A 17,285-nucleotide genomic window follows, 5' to 3' on the forward strand; every position below is an offset into this window, starting at 1 on the left:
ATGACCGTTATGAAAAAAGTGGATGCCGTGATCGTTGGGTTCGGCTGGACGGGCGCGATCATGGCCAAAGAGCTGACCGAAGCGGGCCTGAACGTTGTCGCCCTCGAACGCGGCCCGATGCAGGACACGTACCCGGACGGTAACTACCCGCAGGTTATCGACGAACTGACCTACAGCGTGCGTAAAAAGCTCTTCCAGGATGTGTCGAAAGAAACCGTCACCATTCGCCACAGCGTAAACGATGTCGCGTTGCCAAACCGCCAGTTGGGTGCTTTCCTGCCCGGCAACGGTGTGGGCGGTGCCGGCTTGCACTGGTCGGGCGTGCATTTCCGTGTCGACCCGATCGAATTGCGCATGCGCAGCCATTACGAAGAGCGCTACGGTAAACACTTCATCCCCAAGGACATGACCATTCAGGACTTCGGCGTAAGTTACGAAGAACTGGAGCCGTTTTTCGACTACGCCGAGAAAGTCTTCGGCACGTCAGGCCAGGCCTGGACCGTCAACGGGCAGTTGGTGGGCGAAGGCAAAGGCGGCAACCCCTATGCGCCAGATCGCTCAAACCATTTCCCGCTGGAATCACAGAAAAACACCGTATCTGCACAGCTGTTTCAGAAAGCTGCCAATGACGTTGGCTACAAACCCTACAACCTGCCCTCTGCCAATACCTCCGGGCCCTACACCAACCCCTATGGCGCGCAAATGGGCCCGTGCAACTTCTGCGGTTTTTGCAGCGGCTATGTCTGCTACATGTATTCCAAAGCCTCGCCCAACGTGAACATCCTGCCTGCGCTCAAGCAAGTGCCCAACTTTGAGCTGCGCCCCAACGCTCACGTGATTCGCGTCAACCTCGACAGCGACAAAACCAAAGCCACAGGCGTTACCTACATCGACGCACTGGGCCGCGAAATAGAGCAGCCCGCCGACCTGGTGATTCTGGGCGCGTTCCAGTTCCACAACGTGCGTTTGATGCTGCTCTCGGGCATTGGCAAACCCTACGACCCGATCACCAACGAAGGCGTTGTCGGCCGAAACTTTGCCTACCAGAACATGGGCACGATCAAGGCCTACTTCGATAAAGACGTGCACACCAACAACTTCATCGGCGCAGGCGGCAATGGCGTGGCGATCGATGACTTCAATGCCGACAACTTCGATCACGGGCCGCACGGCTTTGTCGGCGGCTCACCCATGTGGGTCAACCAGGCCGGGAGCCGTCCGATTGCCGGTACGTCCAACCCGCCGGGCACTCCCGCGTGGGGCAGCGCGTGGAAGAAAGCCACCGCCGATTACTACACCCACCAAGTGTCCATGGATGCTCACGGTGCACATCAGTCTTACCGTGGAAACTACTTGGATCTCGACCCGGTTTACCGCGATGCCTATGGCCAGCCATTGCTGCGTATGACGTTCGACTGGCAAGAAAACGACATCAAAATGAACCGTTTCATGATGGAAAAAATGGGCAAGATCGCCCAGGCAATGAACCCGAAAGCCATCGCCCTGCTGGGTAAAAAAGTCGGTGACCACTTCAACACTGCGTCCTATCAAACCACCCACCTTAACGGCGGCGCGATCATGGGCACCGACCCGAAAACCAGTGCGCTTAACCGCTATTTGCAGAGCTGGGACGTGCATAACGTATTCGTGCCGGGTGCGTCTGCCTTCCCGCAAGGCTTGGGCTACAACCCGACAGGGCTGGTTGCGGCACTGACCTACTGGTCGGCGCGGGCCATCCGCGAGCAGTACCTGAAAAACCCCGGCCCGTTGGTTCAGGCATAAGGAGCGATGACCATGAAAGCACTTGTTATCGCGACCTTTACACTGTTGGGCAGCGTCTCGGCCATGGCCGACGGGGCAGATCCGCAAGCCTTGATCCAGCAGGGCGAGTATCTGGCGCGCGCCGGGGATTGCGTGGCCTGCCATACCGCCAAGGACGGCAAGCCGTTTGCGGGTGGCCTGCCGATGGAAACCCCGATTGGCACCCTTTACTCAACCAACATCACGCCTGCCAAAAGCGGCATCGGCGATTACAGTTTTGCAGACTTCGACAACGCCGTGCGTCACGGCATCGCCCGAAATGGCAGCACCCTGTACCCGGCGATGCCCTACCCGTCCTATGCCCGGGTGAATCAGGCCGATATGCAAGCGCTGTACGCCTACTTCATGAAAGGCGTGAAGCCCGTCGAGCAAGCGAACAAGGCGGCGGATATTCCGTGGCCCATGAGCATGCGCTGGCCGCTGGCCATGTGGCGCTGGACGTTTGCACCCGCGGTTGCGGATTTCACCCCGGTTGCGGGCCAGGACCCAGTGGTCAGCCGCGGCGCGTATCTGGTCGAAGGTTTGGGCCACTGCGGCGCCTGTCATACCCCGCGAGCCCTGACCATGCAGGAAAAAGCCTTGAGCGCGACGGACGGCAGCGCCTTTCTCTCGGGCAGTGCGCCACTGGAAGGCTGGATCGCCAAAAACCTGCGCGGGGACCACAAGGACGGCCTGGGCAGTTGGGACGAAACGCAGCTGGTGCAGTTCCTGAAGACCGGGCGCAGTGATCGCAGCGCGGTGTTTGGGGGAATGAGTGACGTGATCGTCCACAGCATGCAGTACATGTCTGATGCCGACCTGACAGCAATCGCACGTTATTTGAAGTCGTTGCCTGCGGTGAATTCAGCCGACAAACCCCATCAGTACGATCCGGCCGTGGCCGATGCGCTATGGAACGGCGACGACAGCAAGCGCGGTGCAGCGGTTTACATCGACAACTGCGCTGCGTGCCACCGCACCGACGGCCATGGCTATACCCGCGTGTTCCCGGCGCTGGCAGGCAACCCGGTGTTGCAGTCCGAAGACCCGACCTCGTTGATTCATATCGTGCTCAAGGGCGGAACACTGCCGGCAACACACACCGCGCCGTCGACCTTCACCATGCCCGCTTTTGACTGGCGCTTGTCGGATCAGGAAGTGGCCGATGTGGTCAATTTCATTCGCACCAGCTGGGGCAATAAAGGGTCGGACGTCAACGCGTCTGATGTGAAAAGCATGCGCGACTCATCCACACACCCGTGAGGGGGCTGACGCCTCGGCTGCTGAGGAGCAGCCGGGGGGCGCTTATTTCTCGACCACCTGCCATTTCTGCGCCAGAGCGGCCAATCGGCCGTCGTCCCGGATGCGTTGCAACGCGTTATTGAGGCTCTTCTGAAAAGCCGGGTTGCCTTTCTGAAACGGGATCGCCAGTTTGATTTCTGTCGGGGTGCGAGCCTGATTCGCCGGTTCGACAAATGAAGACGCCTGCGCTACGCCTGTCACAGGTGTACGCAGATTGTCGTAGGGCTGACTGAAATCGAACCGATTCTGCAGTTCTGGAGCCAAAGCGATGTGATTGATTGCAACATCGTATTTCCCGCTTTCGACCCCCGACAGCAACTCGTTGTGATCCGTAACCAGGAGTGAGGCATGCACCTCAAGCTCGTTGGCCAACAGCTCGCCCAGCTCGACGTCGAAACCGGTCAACTGGCCGTCCTGCTTGAAGCTCCAGGGTGGCGAAGCAGCATCGAGGGCAATGCGCAACTCGCCCCGATCGTTCACGTCATCAATCAATTCGGCGTGAGCCAAAGGGCTCATCAGTGGCAATAACAGCATCAGGCCTGACAGAAGGCGCATGGTCACTCCTTTGAACGGGATGCAAGCGATTCGCAATAAAGGTTCGCTTTGCTTTATGTTGGTCAACTGCGGGTTGGACAGCGTACCGACTGGAAGTTGTCTTAACCCTATGAATTTTGTGAAAAACGGAGAAAAAAATGAAAAATCTATTGTCTCGCGTTGCACTGGCTTCAGTCCTGATGGGCGCTTCGGTGATCGCCATGGCGGCTACTCCGGCGCCTGAAGGCGCAAAAGTCGCCATCCTTTCCCCGGCTGACGGCGCCACTGTGGATAAAACCTTCACGGTCAAATTCGGCGTTGAAGGTATCAAGCTGGCACCTGCGGGCGACCAGACACCGAACACGGGCCATCACCACCTGTTGATCGACGTTGACCAGCCAATTGCCGCGGGCCAAGTGATCCCGGCAGATGCCAACCACGTGCATTTCGGCAAGGCGCAAACCGAAGCTGAAGTCACGTTGGCGCCCGGCAAGCACACCTTGCAACTGGAGCTGGCAGACAAGAACCACATGACGTTTGAACCCGTCATCGTTTCGAAGAAGATCACGGTTAACGTGAAGTAATTTCTTCGACGCACAAAAAAGGAGACCCGAGGGTCTCCTTTTTTTGTGGCGCGCGACTTAGAACAGTACGCGGCAACGGATGGTGCCGTTGATGCTTTGCAGCTTCTCTTGCGCCAGGTCCGAGGACTCGGCGTCGACGTCGATCACCACATAGCCAACTTTCTCGTTGGTTTGCAGGAACTGGCCGGAAATGTTGATGCCGTTTTCTGCGAAGACCTTGTTGATCTCGCTCATCACACCCGGAATGTTCTGGTGGATGTGCAGCAAACGGTGCTTGCCAGGGTGAGCCGGCAATGCCACTTCAGGGAAGTTGACGGAGGACACCGACGTACCGTTGTCGCTGTACTTGACCAGCTTCTCTGCCACTTCCAGACCGATGTTGGCTTGGGCTTCAGCGGTAGAACCGCCGATGTGCGGGGTCAGGATCACGTTGTCCAGGCCACGCAGCGGACTTTCGAACTCTTCGTCATTGGAGCGCGGCTCGACCGGGAACACGTCGATGGCGGCGCCGATCAGGTGCTTGTCCTTGATCGCGTCAGCCAACGCGTCCAGCTCTACCACGGTGCCACGTGCGGCGTTGATCAGAATGCCGCCCTTTTTGATGGCGCGGATTTCTTTCTCACCGATCATCCACTGAGTGGCAGCGGTTTCAGGCACGTGCAGGGTCACGATGTCGGACATACCCAGCAGTTCGTGCAGGTTGCCCACTTGCGTGGCGTTACCCAACGGCAGCTTGGTCACGGTGTCGTAGAAGAACACCTGCATGCCCAGGCCTTCAGCCAGTACCGACAGCTGAGTACCGATCGAACCATAACCGACGATACCCAGCTTTTTGCCACGGATTTCGAAGGAGTTGGCAGCGCTTTTGATCCAGCCACCGCGATGGCAAGAGGCGTTTTTCTCAGGGATGCCACGCAGCAACAGGATCGCTTCTGCCAACACCAACTCGGCCACCGAACGGGTGTTGGAGTAAGGGGCGTTGAAAACAGCGATACCGCGTTCGCGAGCAGCGTTGAGGTCGACCTGGTTGGTACCGATGCAGAAACAGCCAACAGCCACCAACTTCTTGGCGCAATCGAACACTTCTTCGGTCAGTTGAGTGCGAGAACGGATGCCGATGAAATGGGCATCAGCGATCTTTTCCTTCAACTGATCTTCAGGCAAGGAACTGGTGATGTACTCAATGCTGGTGTACCCGGCGGACTTGAGAACATCAACAGCGGATTGGTGGACGCCTTCCAGAAGAAGGAACTTGATCTTGCTCTTATCGAGAGAAGTCTTGCTCATCTGCGTAAACCTGTGTCCCAGAGAAAAATGGCAGGGAAGTGGACAGCCTGAGCTGACCTGGCCGGCGTGAAGACCGGCACCGAGAATCGTCCTACGGCTCGATTCTACGGGGGGGCCGTATGCTAGCATAAGCGCCCCGCTAAACACCCATTCCTGCGACGTGAAGCGTTCTCAGGATGACCATGAATTGTTCGAGAGTTCTGTTGATGACCCATCCTGCCTTGATTGATGAGCTAAAGACCCTGGTAGAGCCTGGCAAGGTTCTCACCGACGCCGATTCCCTCAATGCTTATGGCAAGGACTGGACCAAGCATTTCGCCCCTGCGCCGCTCGCCATCGTGTTCCCGAAAACCACCGAACAGGTACAGGCCATTGTGCTGTGGGCCAACGCTCACCATGTCGCGCTGGTACCCTCGGGCGGTCGTACCGGTTTGTCGGCGGCAGCCGTGGCGGCCAACGGCGAAGTGGTGGTGTCATTCGACTATATGAACCAGGTGCTGGACATCAACCTGACTGACCGCACGGTGGTGTGCCAGCCGGGCGTGGTCACCGAGCATCTGCAGAACCTCGCGCAAGAACACGGCCTGTATTACCCGGTGGACTTCGCCTCGGCAGGTTCCAGCCAGATTGGCGGCAATATCGGCACCAATGCCGGCGGGATCAAAGTGATTCGCTATGGCATGACCCGCAACTGGGTCGCGGGCATGAAAGTGGTCACCGGCAAGGGTGACGTACTCGAACTGAACAAAGACCTGATCAAAAACGCCACGGGTTATGACATGCGCCAGCTGTTCATCGGCGCTGAAGGCACGCTGGGCTTTGTCGTTGAAGCCACAATGCGCCTGGACCGTGCGCCCAAGAACCTGACGGCCATGGTGCTCGGCACGGCTGACTTCGACTCGATCATGCCGGTCCTGCATGCCTTCCAGAACAAACTGGATCTGACGGCATTCGAATTCTTCTCCGACAAGGCGCTGGCCAAAGTCATGGCGCGTGGCGATGTGCCTGCGGCGTTTGACACCGACTGTCCGTTCTACGCGCTGCTGGAATTCGAAGCGACCACCGAGGAAGTGGCCAACGCGGCTCTGGAAACCTTCGAGCACTGCATGGAGCAAGGCTGGGTGCTGGACGGCGTGATGAGCCAGAGCGAAACCCAATTGCAAAACCTGTGGAAACTGCGCGAGTACATCTCCGAAACCATTTCCCACTGGACGCCGTACAAAAACGACATCTCGGTCACCGTTTCGAAAGTGCCTGCGTTTTTGAAAGAGATTGATGCGATCGTCGGTGAACACTACCCGGATTTCGAAATTGTCTGGTTTGGTCACATCGGTGACGGCAACCTGCACCTGAACATCCTTAAGCCTGAAAACCTGAGCAAAGACGACTTTTTCGCCAAATGCGCGACCGTCAACAAGTGGGTGTTTGAAACGGTCGAGAAGTACAACGGTTCGATTTCGGCCGAGCACGGCGTGGGCATGACCAAGCGTGATTACTTGACGTACAGCCGATCACCGGTCGAGATCGAGTACATGAAAGCCATCAAGGCTGCATTTGACCCGAACGGCATCATGAACCCGGGCAAAATTTTCGCGATTTAATCAGCGGCACAACAGCGGTAGTCGCTGCCCAAGAGTGGTTGAACAACCCGTTTCCCTGGAGCACGCGTGCACTCGGTCTCCAGGGCAACGTCGGCAGCGACGCGTTAAGCGAACCCACCAGCGGAGTCGGTCAATGAGCTATCAGCACCAGTATGTCGACGGTACGAAGATTCACTTTCCAATCGGCAAAGTGGTGTGCATCGGGCGTAACTATGCCGAGCACGCCAAAGAGTTGGATAACCCGATCCCGACTGAGCCTTTGTTGCTCATTAAACCCGGCAGTTGCGTAGTGCCGCTGGAGGGCGGTTTTACCATCCCGACCGAGCGCGGTTCCGTGCATTACGAGGCCGAAATCGCTGTGCTGATCGGCAAGCCGCTGTCCAACAACCCGAGCACAGAAGAGGTGCTGGACGCCATCTCCGGGTTTGCTCCGGGCCTGGACCTGACCCTGCGCGACAAACAGGCCGAGCTGAAAAGCAAAGGCCTGCCCTGGGAAATCGCCAAATCGTTTGACGGCGCCTGCGTGTTGGCACCGTTCGTGGCGAGCTGCACCTTCCCGGACCTGAAGAACATTGGAATTCGTTTGACCATCAATGGCGACGTGCGCCAGGACGGCAACAGTGCCCTGATGCTCAATCCAATCGTGCCGATGATTCAGCACATCGCGTCCTGCTTCTCACTGCAAGCAGGCGACGTGGTCATGACCGGCACGCCGGCAGGTGTAGGTCCGTTGACGGTCGGGGATGAGATTGTTCTGGAACTGAGCGGGGTCAGACCCTTCGAAAGCTGCGTGCGTTAAACCCACCGTTAAATCCCTCTCTCCAGCCCCTCCCTTTGGGAGAGGGCTGACTGTCACTCTCAAACTCTCAAACTCTCAAACTCTCAAACTCTCAAACGTCGATTCCAGCAAACCGCTATTCTGTCGAGGATTTTTCCTATACAGAATGTGAACCCGCCGCATGCCAAACTGGAACCACTACTTACAGCGCGTCATTGAATTAATGAAGCGCTATCCGGGGCTGATTGCGCTGTTCGGCTTCTGTTCGGGAGTGGGCAGTTTCATTCTGGTTGATCGTCAGCAAGGCATGGCCCGCTGGATCGCTGTGATTTTGCTGGTGAGCTGGGTCTGGCTGATGCTGGAAAACACCTTCACGCAGCTGTTCATGCGCGTGTTCAAGCGCGAAATCCCTCCGCCGCTGCTGCGTTACGCCACGCAGATGATCCATCAGGAAAGCCTGTTTTTCGTCTTACCGTTTTTCTTTATCACCACCACCTGGAACAGCGGCCAGATGGTCTTCACCGGGCTGCTCGGCGCCACCGCGCTGGTGACCATTACCGACCCGCTCTATTACAAATGGCTAGCCCCCAAGCGCTGGCTGTTTCTGGCGGTACACACGCTGGCGCTATTCGCGGCGCTGCTGACCGCACTGCCGATCATCCTCAACCTCACCACCTCGCAAAGCTACATGCTGGCATTGGGCGCCGCTGTGGTGCTGTCCATCCCCAGTCTGGCCGTGAGTTTGCCGCTCAAGACCCTGCGCGGCTGGCTGTTGCTGCCGTTGATGGTGATTGCTCTTGGCGGCACAGGCTGGCTGCTGCGCTCATGGGTGCCGCCCGCCACGCTGTGGATGACGGAAGTGGCGGTTACCACGCAATTGCAGGACCGCACGCCGGGCGAGAGCCTCAAGCGCATTGACGTCAACGCACTGCGGGCGCAGGGGTTGTATGCCTACACCGCGATCAATGCGCCACGGGGTTTGAACGAGCGTATCTATCACGTGTGGAAGCTCAATGGTCAGGAAGTAGACCGCATCGCGCTGGATATCAAAGGCGGGCGCAAGGAAGGTTATCGCGCCTGGACCCACAAACAGAACTTCCCGCCCAACCCTGTAGGCCGCTGGCAAGTACGGGTGTTGACGGGGGACGGGCAGATGATTGGCGTGTTGCGCTTCCGGGTTATCGACGCAGATCAATCACCTTCAGCGTCCAGTCAGGCAAACTGACCGTATTGTGCTATTACCTATGGTCTACGTATTCGCGAAACGAGCTTGGAGCCGACGATTATTACTGCTAAGGCTGGCGACGCCCAATTAGACACTTCGAGCACACCGGCCCGACTCCACATCAGTGGCGACTGGACGCTGGCCAATTACGCACGCCTCAAGCAACTGACCGAGCAGTTGGCGGGCAAGTACGACGACAGCACCCGCGTGGACCTGGATGATGTCAGCCGCCTCGACACGGCAGGCGCTTCGCTGCTGGTCGAACTGCTGGGCGCCGAACGCGTCAGCCAACTGGCCGACGCGACCTCCAAACTCCCCGCCGCCGACCGCGCCCTGTTGCAAACGGTCTATTCCTCAATGCGCGACTTTTGCGTGCCAGCCAAGCCACCAGAGCAGAACACCGGCATTCAGGTGCTCAGCCGCATTGGCTGCGCGGTCGACAAGCTGTGGCAAGACTCGCTGAAACTGCTGGGTTTCATCGGCCTGATCCTGCAAACCCTGGCCCGCAACCTGTTTCGACCCAAACAATGGCGCATCACCCCGGTGGTGGCGCATATCGAACAAATCGGCCTGAACGCGGCCCCGATTGTGGTGCTGCTGACCTTTATGGTTGGCGCGGTGGTGGCGTTCCTTGGCGCGACGGTGCTGGCCAACTTCGGCGCAGGCATTTTCACCGTCGACCTGGTGGCGTTTTCGTTCTTGCGAGAATTTGGCGTGTTGCTGACTGCCATCCTGCTCGCAGGTCGCACCGCGAGTGCGTTCACGGCACAAATCGGCTCGATGAAAGCCAACGAAGAGATCGATGCCATTCGCACGCTGGGCCTCGACCCCATGGATTTGCTGGTGCTGCCACGTGTCCTGGCGCTGCTGATCGCGCTGCCGCTGCTCACCTTTTTGGCAATGATGGCGGGGATTCTGGGTGGCGCCGTGGTGTGCATCGTATCGCTGGGTATTTCGCCCGACATGTTCATCTCACTGCTGCACTCGGACATCGGTGTGCAGCACTTTCTGGTGGGCATGGTCAAAGCGCCCTTCTTCGCCTTCCTGATCGCCGCGGTCGGCTGCCTGGAAGGGTTCAAGGTCGCGGGCAGTGCTGAATCGGTGGGCGAACACACGACCTCCAGCGTGGTGCAATCGATCTTTATCGTGATCGTGCTGGATGCCGTGGCGGCGTTGTTCTTCATGGAGATGGGCTGGTGAGTGCTTCTGTGCAAAAAAACCGCGAGGCGGTGATTGAAGTGCGCGGCCTGTGCAATCGCTTTGGCAGCCAGACTGTGCACGAGCACCTCGACCTGGATGTGTATAAGGGCGAGATATTGGGTGTGGTGGGCGGCTCCGGCACGGGTAAATCCGTGCTGTTGCGCAGCATTGTCGGCCTGCGTCGCCCCAATGAAGGCGAAGTGCGGGTATTCGGTGAAGACTTGATGAGCTTGCCCGAAGAAAAACGCTCGCAGGTTGAACGAAGGTTCGGTGTGCTGTTTCAGCAAGGCGCGCTGTTTTCGTCACTGACCGTCACCGAGAACATCGCCCTGCCACTGATCGAACACGCAGGCCTTAGCCGCCCGGACGCCGAGCACCTGGCGCTGGTGAAACTGGCCCTGGCCGGGCTGCCGTTGTCTTCGGCCGACAAATACCCGTCGTCGCTGTCGGGCGGGATGGTCAAGCGTGCTGCACTGGCCCGCGCACTGGCGCTTGACCCGGATATTCTGTTTCTCGACGAGCCCACCGCCGGGCTAGACCCGATTGGCGCAGCGGCGTTTGACCAGTTGATCCTGACCCTGCGTGATGCGCTGGGCCTGAGTGTGTTCCTTGTCACGCACGACCTCGACACGCTCTATACCATTACCGACCGGGTGGCAGTGCTGTCACAAAAACGCGTGTTGGTGGCCGAACCGATCAAGCAGGTCGAAGATTACGACGACCCGTGGATTCATGAGTATTTCCATGGCCCTCGTGGCCGCGCCGCGTATGAAGCGGCAATCCAGCGTAAGGAGCAATGACATGGAAACCCGCGCCCATCATGTATTGATTGGCTTGTTCACTGTGCTGGTTATCGTCGGCGCCATGCTATTTGGCTTGTGGCTGGCCAAGGCCAGTATGGACAGCACCTTTAAAGACTACGAAGTGGTATTCAACGAGGCTGTCAGTGGTTTGTCCAAGGGCAGCTCGGTGCAATACAACGGGATCAAAGTCGGGGACGTGATCGAGTTGCGCCTTGACGACAAGGACCCGCGCCGCGTGCTGGCGCGTATCCGCCTCGCAGCCAATACGCCGGTCAAAGTCGACACCAAGGCCAAGCTGGCGCTGACGGGTGTGACAGGGACGTCGATCATTCAGCTCAGCGGCGGAGACCCCAACAGCCCGCCGCTCAAAGGCAAAGACGGCAAACTGCCTGAAATCGTGGCCTCGCCCTCGCCCATTGCGCGCCTGCTGACCGACGGTTCTGACGTCATGGCCAACGTGAACATGCTGCTGCACAACGCCAATCGCCTGTTCTCCCATGAAAACGTCGACCGCGTGGGCAAGACCCTGAACAACCTTGAACAAACCACCAACGCCATTGCCGGCCAGCGCGGCGATATTTCCCAGACGTTGAAACAACTGGCGCAGGTCGGCAAACAGGCGAGCATCACGCTGGAGCAAACCACGGCGCTGATGCGCAACGCCAATGGCCTGCTGAGCACTCAGGGCAAGCAGATGTTCGGCAGCGCCGAGCAAGCGATGCAGTCTCTGGAGCACAGTGCCGCCACCATCAACACCTTGCTCAGTAATAACGAAGAGTCACTGAACAACGGCATGCAAGGGCTCAATCAACTGGGCCCGGCCGTTAATGAGCTGCGCGAAACCCTGAGTACGCTGCGCGCTATCTCGCGGCGCCTGGAAGCCAATCCAAGCGGTTACTTGCTGGGCCGCGAACAGAACAAGGAATTCACGCCATGAATCGTACGTATCGCCTGGCAGGTTCAATTGTCTTGGCCGCGAGCCTGAGCCTGCTCAGCGCTTGCTCGATTCTGCCCAAACCCGAACCGGTTGATGTGTACTGGCTGCCGTATGCCCAAACGCCGATTGCAGCCAGCCGCAGCGCGCCAGTGAAATGGTCGTTGCGACTCGACAAGCCGATGGCCAGTAATGCGTTGAACAGCCAGAACATTGCCGTGGTGCCGCAAGGCAACCTGATCAGCAACTATAAGGGTGCGCGCTGGAGTGACCCGGCCCCGGTGCTGTTACGCAATCGCCTGCTGGACGCGTTTTTGCAGGATGGGCGGATTCAGGGCTTGAGCACTGACGACAGCAATTTGCAGGCGGACTACGAACTGGGCGGCGAGCTATTGGCGTTCCAAACCCACTACAACGGCAAAAGCCCGGAAGTGGTGATTCAGTACAACGCTCGACTGGTGCGCGCGAGTGACCAGCGGGTGATTGCGTCTCGGCGTTTTGAAACGCGCCAGCCGCTCAACAACCCCATGGTGCCAAGCGTGGTGGCAGGCTTTGGTCAAGCGACCGATGCGCTGATGCCTCAAGTGGTGCAATGGGTGATGCAACAGGGCCAGGCGCAGCGCGCCATCACCCCTTAGCAAACAACGCAGCCGCGCCTCCGGATGGACATTCAGGGACAAGGCTGCGAAAGCTCTTGGGCGTTAACCGAAGAACCAGTAGCACACGCCAATTGCGGCCAATACGCCCGAGAACTCTGCCAACAGCGCGCAACCCACCGCGTGACGGGCACGCTGGATACCGACAGCGCCGAAGTACACCGCCAGCACATAGAACGTCGTTTCGGTACTGCCCTGCACAGTGGCCGCCACCAGCGCCGGGAAGCTGTCGACCCCCTGGTTTTGCATGGTTTCGATCAACAGTGCCCGTGCCGCACTGCCCGAGAATGGCTTGACCATCGCAGTCGGCAGAGCATCGACAAAACGGGTGTCCCAACCCAGCCATTCAACCGCATGGCGGATGCCGTCCAGGCCGAAGTCCAAAGCCCCAGAAGCCCGCAGCACGCCTACCGCGCACAACATGGCCACCAAGTAGGGAAGCAGGTTTTTGGCCACGTCGAAGCCTTCTTTGGCGCCTTCGACAAAGGCCTCATACACCTTGACCTTACGGAGCGCGCCGATCACCAGAAAAATCATGATCAGCCCGAACAGGGTCAGGTTGCCGAGAATGGACGACAAACTGGCCAGCGCGGTGGCTGACAACCCCGCCAACAAGGCCATGAATCCACCCAGAATCAGCGCCCCCGGCAGCAAATACGCCAACACGACCGGGTCCCACAGGCGTAAACGCTGCATGAAGGCCACTGAGAGCAGCCCCACGAGGGTTGAAGCACTGGTTGCCAGCAAGATAGGCAGAAACACCAGCGTCGGGTCAGCAGCGCCCTGCTGCGCGCGGTACATGAAGATGGTGACGGGCAGAAGCGTCAGCGATGAGGCATTGAGCACCAGAAACAGGATTTGCGCATTGCTGGCGCTGGTCGGATTGGGGTTGAGTTCTTGGAGGGCGCGCATGGCTTTGAGACCAATCGGCGTAGCGGCATTGTCCAGGCCCAGTCCGTTGGCGGCGAAGTTCAGGGTAATAAACCCCAGCGCCGGGTGGCCGGGCGGCACCTCGGGCATCAGGCGCTTGAACAAGGGCCCCAGCGCCCTGCCCAGCCAGTCTACAATCCCGGCCTTTTCAGCAATGCGCAGAAATCCCAGCCATAGCGTCAGAGTGCCGAACAGAAGAATCATCACCTCAACCGACAACTTGGCCATGGCGAAAATGCTTTCGACAATCGCCGCGAAAATCCCGGCATTGCCCCCTACCAGCCATTGGGCGAGTGCCGACACGGTCGCGACGACGAAAAAGCTGAGCCATAGGCCGTTAAGCATCACAAACACTCCTTAAAGATGCGGCGAATGATAGCGGCCAACCCCCAGAAACAACAAACCCCGGACAAGTCCGGGGTTTGGGGAGTGAAGCGTGCGCGGGGGCGATTATTCGCCTTTTGGCAGGGCTTCCTTGCTGCGCCAGTGCGGCAGCGAGTTCCAGTAGCGCTGACCCTTGGCCTCGTCGTACATGCCTTCCCAACGCGAAATCACCAGTACCGCCAGGGCGTTACCAATCACGTTCAAAGCCGTACGCGCCATGTCCATCACGCGGTCTACACCGGCGATGAAGGCCAGGCCTTCCAGCGGGATGCCCACGCTGCCCAGTGTGGCCAGCAGCACCACGAAGGACACACCCGGTACACCGGCGATCCCTTTGGAGGTAACCATCAGGGTCAGTACCAGCAGCAGTTGCTGGCTGATCGACAGATCAATGCCGTACAGCTGGGCAATGAAGATTGCTGCGATGCTCTGGTACAGGGTCGAACCGTCGAGGTTAAACGAGTAACCGGTCGGTACCACGAAGCTGCAGATCGCTTTCGGGCAACCGTAGGCTTCCATCTTCTCAATCACACGCGGCAGCACGGTTTCCGAGCTGGCGGTGGAGTAAGCCAGTACCAGCTCATCCTTGAAGATGCGCATCAGCTTGATCACCGAGAAACCAAACATCTTGGCGATCAGGCCCAGCACCACGAAGCCGAAGAACAGGATGGCCCCGTAAACCAGCACCACCAGCTTGGCCAATGGCAGCAACGAGGCAAACCCGAAGTTGGCAACCGTCACAGCGATCAACGCAAACACACCGATTGGCGCGTAGTTCATGATCATGTGAGTCACTTTGAACATCGACTCGGACACGCCCTGGAAGGTTTTCACCAGCGGGTCGCGCAGCTCGGCGTTCAAGCTCGACAAACCAAGACCGAACAGCACCGAGAAGAAGATGATCGGCAGCATTTCACCGCGCGCCATGGCCGCGAAAATGTTCGAAGGGATCAGGTTGAGGATGGTTTCGATGAACGCATGTTCGTGCTGAACTTCTGCGGCCGTCGCTTGATATTTGGAGATATCAACCGTGCCCAGGGTGCTCATGTCGATGCCGGCGCCCGGGTGGAACACGTTGGCCAGTACCAGACCGACCACGATCGCGATGGTGGTCACCACCTCGAAGTAAATGATGGTTTTAAGCCCGATGCGACCGAGTTTCTTCGCATCCCCCACGCCTGCAATCCCGACAACCAGTGAAGAAATCACGATTGGGATTACGATCATCTTGATCAGACGGATAAAGATATCGCCAGCGGGTTGCAAGACGTTGCTGATCCACCAGGCCTTTTCAGCACTGAAATGGTTAAGCAGCGCGCCGATTGCAATACCCAGTACCAGACCGATGAGGATCTGCCAGGCGAGGCTCAGTTTTGCCTTCTTCATGTCATTACCCTTACTTCAAGTGGACTCGGGAAAAGGCTCAGACTAGAGCGCTGGAAAGCGCATTATTCCAAAACCTTTTCCCCCGTAGAAGGTCGCCCAAAATCGAGCTGATTAGGCTCTTCGGCAGGCGAAAAAAGGCGCAACTATTCCCATGCAAGGGGAAGCCGTCTAATGCCGTAAACGCCTACCCTATGCCGAATCGGCATGGATATTGTCCGACAAGACCTTAAACGCAGGGAGCAATAAAGACAGAGAATAGACGACATAACCGCCGCAGACCGGCTGTTTCAAGGTCTTTTTACAGCTGTGACGCGGCCTAAAAATACGTCCGCACCTCAGAAATATCCGACAACATAAATCGGTTATAGAGAAGTAATCATTTTGCTATTAGTCGATAGAAGGTCGACGTCCGCAAGGGTCGCTGAAGCCACATTTTTTTCAAAAATTTGAGTCACAGTAAGGTTTTACGAATAAAAAGAAGACTTTTCAGACGAAAAAAAACCAAGGCATAACCTTGGCTTTTTTACTCATCAACAGCTGAAGAAACTGCCCAACGGGTTAGTACCAGTTAGGGTCTTTCTTCAATTGTTCTTTTAGCAGTGCTTGCATACCGGCATCAGGCTGACCCAAGAATCGATAATCGGCATGACGCGTCGGCGACTTATCAGCCGGCAAACCTGCTGGCACTTCGACCAACATGCCGTAAGCGTGCTTCTTGTCGAGGCTGACCGCCACAATAAGACGCTTGTTCAAACAGGTCTGCGCGGTTTCACAAAGAGGCCCGACCAGGTAGGCATCGCCATCTTCAGTCAACGCGTTCATCTGCTCGGCGCTTCCCGACAGGTTCATCACCCATTCCGGAAGGCGCTCTTCCTTTTTGACCACGGCTTGCCATGTGTCCCGGTACGCGGGGTCATTTAACAGGTCGTTGGCACGGGACTGGCCATCATTGGCTGCCAGCGCCATGGCACTGCCGCCCATCAACAGGGCAGCGGCCATTGCCTTAAAGGATCGGTTAAACATGGTTATCCTCGACCGCGGCGGCCAAAGATGAAGGACACCACGAACATCACCAGGAAGACGACGAACAGAATTTTGGCGATACCGGTGGCGGTGCCCGCGATACCACCAAAGCCCAGAACGGCTGCGATGATGGCGATAATCAGAAAGGTAATTGCCCAACTCAACATGGTGATTCTCCTTATTACTGTGGGAAAGCGTGTCGATCTCGATGCAGCGTCTCAAGCCCGAAAGGGTCTCAAGGTTGTGAACACTTAAAACACCCAACGTTCCTGCGGCACTTCGGTATTTGCGATTTGCGTCTCATCGGCCGCTGTCAGGGCGTAACCGGAGATCACCTCGGCGCTCGAGCCGATCGCACTGAATTGCGTCTGCTGGGCGGGTTGGTGCAAAACAGTCTGTACAGGTTGTGTCGCATGCTCAAAACGTACGAGCTGCTGACCACCGATCAACGTGACCAGAAGCGCCAAACTGGCGAACAGGCCTTGTTGAAGATGAAGCGAAGAAAGGCGAATGCGGGATAGACCTAGACGATTCATGCTCAGACTCCTGCCACTCGGTGGTCATTGTTGGGTTGAGACCGCCAGCGTTGAATGCTGGAAGACTGCGTTACAGGAGTTATTGCAGTCTGCATGCCAAGTTTTAAATTCGAATAAAAACCTTATAAATCAATAAGTTAAAAGAGATAGGCAATTGCTTGAGCGAGCATCCTGCACGATGCAGAGATGTTGGGTCGGGCGTTATGCACGACTGACCCTGCTCGCATTCAACCCGTGGCAGGAAGGGATGGCACAATGCAATTGTTTTAGTAGGAGTAATTGACCGCCGCAGCCACTGAAAATCGCCTGAAATCAGTGAGTT

General features: G+C 57.6%; 17 protein-coding genes. 10 read left to right on the forward strand and 7 right to left on the reverse strand.

The window, feature by feature from the left end; all coding sequences use genetic code 11:
• Together CJF39_RS00995 and CJF39_RS01000 are read left to right on the forward strand one after the other, a co-directional pair.
• The gene (locus tag CJF39_RS00995; RefSeq protein ID WP_169962317.1) at positions 1-1,782 is read left to right on the forward strand and encodes a GMC family oxidoreductase; all 1,782 of its coding nucleotides are present in this window, start codon (positions 1-3) and stop codon (positions 1,780-1,782) included.
• A gap of 63 nt (positions 1,783-1,845) precedes the next feature.
• Positions 1,846-3,063: a c-type cytochrome gene (locus CJF39_RS01000; protein WP_432760226.1), complete on the forward strand. Its 1,218-nt coding sequence runs from the start codon at positions 1,846-1,848 to the stop codon at positions 3,061-3,063.
• A 42-nt stretch (positions 3,064-3,105) separates the two neighbouring features.
• Here the strand turns inward: CJF39_RS01000 and CJF39_RS01005 are convergent, their stop codons facing one another.
• Positions 3,106-3,657 carry a transporter substrate-binding domain-containing protein gene (locus tag CJF39_RS01005; protein ID WP_094991749.1) on the reverse strand — a complete coding sequence of 184 codons (552 nt, stop codon included), beginning with the start codon at positions 3,655-3,657 and terminating at the stop codon, positions 3,106-3,108.
• Positions 3,658-3,794: 137 nt separating this feature from the next.
• On the opposite strand from CJF39_RS01005, the gene CJF39_RS01010 reads away from it, so the two are divergent.
• A complete protein-coding gene (locus CJF39_RS01010) occupies positions 3,795-4,220 on the forward strand; it encodes a DUF4399 domain-containing protein (protein WP_094991750.1) in 426 nt (141 codons plus the stop codon).
• Positions 4,221-4,277: 57 nt separating this feature from the next.
• On the opposite strand, the gene serA is transcribed toward CJF39_RS01010, so the two are convergent.
• Positions 4,278-5,507, reverse strand: a complete 1,230-nt coding sequence (serA, locus tag CJF39_RS01015) for a phosphoglycerate dehydrogenase (RefSeq protein ID WP_094991751.1) — start codon at positions 5,505-5,507, stop codon at positions 4,278-4,280.
• A gap of 206 nt (positions 5,508-5,713) precedes the next feature.
• Here serA and CJF39_RS01020 point away from each other — a divergent pair, with 206 nt between their 5' ends.
• From CJF39_RS01020 to CJF39_RS01050, 7 genes are all read left to right on the forward strand, one after another.
• Positions 5,714-7,108, forward strand: a complete 1,395-nt coding sequence (locus CJF39_RS01020; RefSeq protein ID WP_094991752.1) for an FAD-binding oxidoreductase — start codon at positions 5,714-5,716, stop codon at positions 7,106-7,108.
• Between the two features lie 133 nt (positions 7,109-7,241).
• Complete coding sequence (locus tag CJF39_RS01025) at positions 7,242-7,907, forward strand: fumarylacetoacetate hydrolase family protein (protein ID WP_094991753.1); 666 nt, start codon at positions 7,242-7,244, stop codon at positions 7,905-7,907.
• A gap of 160 nt (positions 7,908-8,067) precedes the next feature.
• Positions 8,068-9,111 (forward strand): DUF5924 family protein, encoded by a 1,044-nt coding sequence (locus tag CJF39_RS01030; protein WP_094991754.1) that lies wholly within the window; start codon positions 8,068-8,070, stop codon positions 9,109-9,111.
• A gap of 57 nt (positions 9,112-9,168) precedes the next feature.
• The gene (locus CJF39_RS01035) at positions 9,169-10,311 is read left to right on the forward strand and encodes an ABC transporter permease (RefSeq protein ID WP_094991885.1); all 1,143 of its coding nucleotides are present in this window, start codon (positions 9,169-9,171) and stop codon (positions 10,309-10,311) included.
• Between the two features lie 8 nt (positions 10,312-10,319).
• The gene (locus CJF39_RS01040) at positions 10,320-11,111 is read left to right on the forward strand and encodes an ABC transporter ATP-binding protein (RefSeq protein ID WP_170046391.1); all 792 of its coding nucleotides are present in this window, start codon (positions 10,320-10,322) and stop codon (positions 11,109-11,111) included.
• Position 11,112: 1 nt separating this feature from the next.
• On the forward strand, positions 11,113-12,051 hold the full coding sequence (locus tag CJF39_RS01045; protein ID WP_094991756.1) for an MlaD family protein: 939 nt from the start codon (positions 11,113-11,115) through the stop codon (positions 12,049-12,051).
• Positions 12,048-12,686 carry an ABC-type transport auxiliary lipoprotein family protein gene (locus CJF39_RS01050; RefSeq protein ID WP_094991757.1) on the forward strand — a complete coding sequence of 213 codons (639 nt, stop codon included), beginning with the start codon at positions 12,048-12,050 and terminating at the stop codon, positions 12,684-12,686. The genes CJF39_RS01045 and CJF39_RS01050 overlap by 4 nt, the downstream gene beginning before the upstream one ends.
• 63 nt (positions 12,687-12,749) lie before the next feature.
• On the opposite strand, the gene CJF39_RS01055 is transcribed toward CJF39_RS01050, so the two are convergent.
• The 5 genes from CJF39_RS01055 to CJF39_RS01075 all read right to left on the reverse strand — a co-directional run bounded on the left by CJF39_RS01055 (position 12,750) and on the right by CJF39_RS01075 (position 16,963).
• On the reverse strand, positions 12,750-13,979 hold the full coding sequence (locus CJF39_RS01055; protein WP_094991758.1) for a nucleoside recognition domain-containing protein: 1,230 nt from the start codon (positions 13,977-13,979) through the stop codon (positions 12,750-12,752).
• A gap of 105 nt (positions 13,980-14,084) precedes the next feature.
• Positions 14,085-15,404 (reverse strand): glutamate/aspartate:proton symporter GltP, encoded by a 1,320-nt coding sequence (gene gltP / locus CJF39_RS01060; RefSeq protein WP_094991759.1) that lies wholly within the window; start codon positions 15,402-15,404, stop codon positions 14,085-14,087.
• A 558-nt stretch (positions 15,405-15,962) separates the two neighbouring features.
• The gene (locus tag CJF39_RS01065; RefSeq protein WP_094991760.1) at positions 15,963-16,427 is read right to left on the reverse strand and encodes an inhibitor of vertebrate lysozyme family protein; all 465 of its coding nucleotides are present in this window, start codon (positions 16,425-16,427) and stop codon (positions 15,963-15,965) included.
• A gap of 2 nt (positions 16,428-16,429) precedes the next feature.
• The gene (locus tag CJF39_RS01070) at positions 16,430-16,594 is read right to left on the reverse strand and encodes a DUF1328 domain-containing protein (RefSeq protein ID WP_019828122.1); all 165 of its coding nucleotides are present in this window, start codon (positions 16,592-16,594) and stop codon (positions 16,430-16,432) included.
• Between the two features lie 84 nt (positions 16,595-16,678).
• Positions 16,679-16,963, reverse strand: a complete 285-nt coding sequence (locus CJF39_RS01075) for a hypothetical protein (RefSeq protein WP_094991761.1) — start codon at positions 16,961-16,963, stop codon at positions 16,679-16,681.
• Positions 16,964-17,285 lie beyond the last annotated feature (322 nt).

Source organism: Pseudomonas lundensis (assembly GCF_002269125.1).
Taxonomy (GTDB): domain Bacteria; phylum Pseudomonadota; class Gammaproteobacteria; order Pseudomonadales; family Pseudomonadaceae; genus Aquipseudomonas; species Aquipseudomonas lundensis_A.

Excerpts from the sequence above, each read along its gene's own strand:
- CJF39_RS01010 (WP_094991750.1), top strand. The coding sequence starts at position 3,795 with ATGAAAAATCTATTGTCTCGCGTTGCACTGGCTTCAGTCCTGATGGGC.
- serA (WP_094991751.1), bottom strand. The coding sequence starts at position 5,507 with ATGAGCAAGACTTCTCTCGATAAGAGCAAGATCAAGTTCCTTCTTCTG.
- CJF39_RS01000 (WP_432760226.1), top strand. The coding sequence starts at position 1,846 with ATGGCCGACGGGGCAGATCCGCAAGCCTTGATCCAGCAGGGCGAGTAT.
- CJF39_RS01065 (WP_094991760.1), bottom strand. The coding sequence starts at position 16,427 with ATGTTTAACCGATCCTTTAAGGCAATGGCCGCTGCCCTGTTGATGGGC.
- CJF39_RS01055 (WP_094991758.1), bottom strand. The coding sequence starts at position 13,979 with ATGCTTAACGGCCTATGGCTCAGCTTTTTCGTCGTCGCGACCGTGTCG.
- gltP (WP_094991759.1), bottom strand. The coding sequence starts at position 15,404 with ATGAAGAAGGCAAAACTGAGCCTCGCCTGGCAGATCCTCATCGGTCTG.
- CJF39_RS01030 (WP_094991754.1), top strand. The coding sequence starts at position 8,068 with ATGCCAAACTGGAACCACTACTTACAGCGCGTCATTGAATTAATGAAG.
- CJF39_RS00995 (WP_169962317.1), top strand. The coding sequence starts at position 1 with ATGACCGTTATGAAAAAAGTGGATGCCGTGATCGTTGGGTTCGGCTGG.
- CJF39_RS01025 (WP_094991753.1), top strand. The coding sequence starts at position 7,242 with ATGAGCTATCAGCACCAGTATGTCGACGGTACGAAGATTCACTTTCCA.
- CJF39_RS01075 (WP_094991761.1), bottom strand. The coding sequence starts at position 16,963 with ATGAATCGTCTAGGTCTATCCCGCATTCGCCTTTCTTCGCTTCATCTT.
- CJF39_RS01050 (WP_094991757.1), top strand. The coding sequence starts at position 12,048 with ATGAATCGTACGTATCGCCTGGCAGGTTCAATTGTCTTGGCCGCGAGC.
- CJF39_RS01020 (WP_094991752.1), top strand. The coding sequence starts at position 5,714 with ATGACCCATCCTGCCTTGATTGATGAGCTAAAGACCCTGGTAGAGCCT.
- CJF39_RS01070 (WP_019828122.1), bottom strand. The coding sequence starts at position 16,594 with ATGTTGAGTTGGGCAATTACCTTTCTGATTATCGCCATCATCGCAGCC.
- CJF39_RS01045 (WP_094991756.1), top strand. The coding sequence starts at position 11,113 with ATGGAAACCCGCGCCCATCATGTATTGATTGGCTTGTTCACTGTGCTG.
- CJF39_RS01005 (WP_094991749.1), bottom strand. The coding sequence starts at position 3,657 with ATGCGCCTTCTGTCAGGCCTGATGCTGTTATTGCCACTGATGAGCCCT.